General features: G+C 65.5%; 2 protein-coding genes and 1 pseudogene. All 3 read left to right on the forward strand.

Annotated elements, in window-relative coordinates:
• Window positions 1-68 precede the first annotated feature (68 nt).
• Window positions 69-149: pseudogene (locus A5711_RS27775) on the forward strand (hypothetical protein); the annotation flags it as partial.
• Window positions 146-1732, forward strand: coding sequence for a virulence factor Mce family protein (locus A5711_RS20955; RefSeq protein ID WP_067949912.1), 1587 nt, complete (start codon window positions 146-148; stop codon window positions 1730-1732). The pseudogene A5711_RS27775 and the gene A5711_RS20955, both read left to right, overlap by 4 nt.
• Window positions 1733-1827: 95 nt before the next feature.
• A partial coding sequence (locus A5711_RS20960) for an MCE family protein (RefSeq protein WP_067949913.1) occupies window positions 1828-2831 on the forward strand: 1004 nt, incomplete at its 3' end.

The raw sequence follows: 2831 nt of genomic DNA on the forward strand, positions 1-2831 counted from the left end.
CGTCGCCGGCATAGAGTGCGTTGGCTTCCGGCAGGTACGCTACCACGGTGTTGGTGGCGACCTTCTGACCCGGCCCCCAGCTGCCCGCTCCGTTGATCAACCCGGGCGGCACGGGCGGCAGCGGCATCACGGGAGGTAGCCAGAATTGAGCAGCGTCTTCAATTTCGGAAAACCGCGGCCCCGGACGGTCATCGGCGTGCTGGTGGTACTGCTCGCCCTGTTCGCCGGCGCCCTCGGCTGGCGGCTCTATCAGAAGGTCGCCACCAACACCGTGGTCGCGTACCTGCCGGAAGCCAACGCACTCTATGCCGGCGACGAGGTCCAAATCATGGGCATTCGCGTGGGATCGATCGACAAGATCGAGCTGGCCGGCGACAAGATAAAAGTGACGTTTCACTACGACAACAAGTACAAGGTGCCCGCGAACGCGTTCGCCGTCATCGTGACCCCCACCGTGGTGGCGACGCGCAGCATCCAGTTGGAGCCGCCCTATAACGGTGGTCCGGTCATGGGCGACAACGCCGTCATCCCCATCGAGCACACACAGGTTCCGACAGAGTTCGACGAAACGCGCGAGAGTCTCGCCAATGTCGTCTCCAAACTCGGGCCGACACCCGAGCAACCCAAGGGCCCCCTCGGTGAGGCCATCGAGTCGTTCGCCGACGGGCTGGCCGGCAAGGGCAAGCAGATCAACACCACGCTGAACAGCCTGTCGCGGTCGTTGACCGCGCTGAACGAGGGCCGTGGTGACTTCTTCGCGGTGATTCACAGCCTGGCGCTATTCGTCAGCGCCCTGCACAAGGACGACGAGCAATTCGTTGCGCTGAACAACAACCTGGCCCAATTCAGCGATAGGTTCACTGGGCCTGACAGGGACCTCGCCAATGCGATCCAACAGCTCGACGGCCTGCTCTCCACAGTGAGCCCGTTCTTGACCAAGAACCGCGACGTACTCGCGCACGACGTCGACAACCTCGCCACCCTGACCACCGCCCTGGCCCAACCCGACCCACTGAACGGTTCGGAGACCGCCTTGCACGTCCTGCCGACGTTGGAGACCAACCTCGGCCAGATTTACCACCCGTCGCACGGCGCACTCATGTCCATCCCGGCGATCCCCAACTTCGCCAACCCAATGCAGTTCTTCTGCAGCATGATTCAGGCCGGTAGCCGACTGGGCTATCAAGAGTCCGCCGAGCTGTGTGCGCAATACCTCGCGCCCATCCTCGATGCGGTCAAGTTCAACTACCTGCCCTTCGGGACGAACCTGTTCAGCACCGCCGAGACGCTCCCCAAAGAAGTCGCCTACTCCGAGCCGCGGCTGCACCCGCCCACCGGGTACAAAGACACCACCGTGCCCGGCATCTGGGTGCCCGACACCCCGTTCTCGCACCGCAACACCCAACCCGGCTGGGTGGTCGCGCCGGGCATGCAAGGCACCCAGGTGGGGCCCATCACCGGCGGCCTGTTGACCCCCGAATCCCTGGCCGAACTGATGGGCGGCCCCGACACCGGGCCCCCGCCCCCGGGGCCGCCGAACCCACCCGGGCCGCCGAACGCCTACGACGAACACCCCGTGGTGCCACCCATCGGTCTGCAGGCCCCCCAGGTGCCGATCCCGCCACCGGCGCCCGGACCGGGTGTGATCCCTGGTCCGGTTGCACCGACGCCCGCGCCTGCTGGATCACCGCCGCCCGCCGCGTCGGCCGGGTCGACAGGCCCGGGCTCATGAGGCGCGCGACGAGCGCGCTGCGCGCGAGGAGCAAGCCGAACCGACGGACCCCGCGGGGCGCGACGAGCGCGCTGCGCGCGCCGCTGGCGCTCCTGATGGCTGCCCTCGCGCTGACGTCGTGCGCGAACTGGCGCGGAATCGCCAATCTGCCCATGCCCGGCGGTCCCGGCACCGGATCCGGCTCCTACACCCTCTACGTGCAGATCCCCGACGCGCTGGCGATGAACAACAACAGCAGGGTGCAAGTGGCCGATGTCTTTGTCGGCACGGTGCGCGCGATCGAACTGAAGAACTGGGTCGCGACCCTGACGCTACATATGGACAAGAACATCAAGTTACCCAAGAACGCGACCGCCAAGATCGGGCAAATCACCCTCCTGGGTTCTCAGCATCTGGAACTGGCCGTGCCGTCCAACCCGTCCCCCGAGCTGCTGAAGGACGGCGACACCATCCCGCTGCAAAATTCGTCCGCTTACCCCACGATCGAGCAGACGCTGGCCAGCCTCGCCTTCATCGTGCGCGGCGGCGGCATCCCGAACCTGGAAGTGCTCGAGAATGAGGTCTACAACGCCGTGAACGGGCGGGCCGAGCAGATCCGTGCCTCCCTCGACAAGCTGGACACCTTCACCGCCCAACTCGATGAGCAACGCGATGACATCACCCGAGCCATCGATTCCACCGACCGGTTGCTGACGTATGTGGGTCCCCGCTCGGACGTTCTTGATCGGGTCCTGACCGAATTCCCGCCAGTTATCGAATATTTCGCGGACAAACAGAACCTGTTGGTCAACGCGGTCGATGCGACCGGCGCGCTCAGCGGAGTGTCCGACCAATACCTGTCCGCCTCGGTCAGCAACCTCCACCAGGATCTGCTCTCGCTGCAGTGCCCGTTGCGGGAACTCGGCCGCGCCTCACCGTATTTGATCCGTGCCCTCAAGCTGCTCCTGGCCCGGCCGTTTGACCTCGACGCCGTGCAGAAGGCGATCCGCGGTGACTACTACAACCTGTCGGTGACGCTGGACCTGACGATGAGCGCGGTCGACAACGCGGTCCTCACCGGGACCGGGTTCTCCGGAGCGCTACGCGCGCTCGAACAATC

It is taken from the genome of Mycobacterium sp. E2238 (assembly GCF_001672665.1).
In the GTDB taxonomy this organism is placed as follows: domain Bacteria; phylum Actinomycetota; class Actinomycetes; order Mycobacteriales; family Mycobacteriaceae; genus Mycobacterium.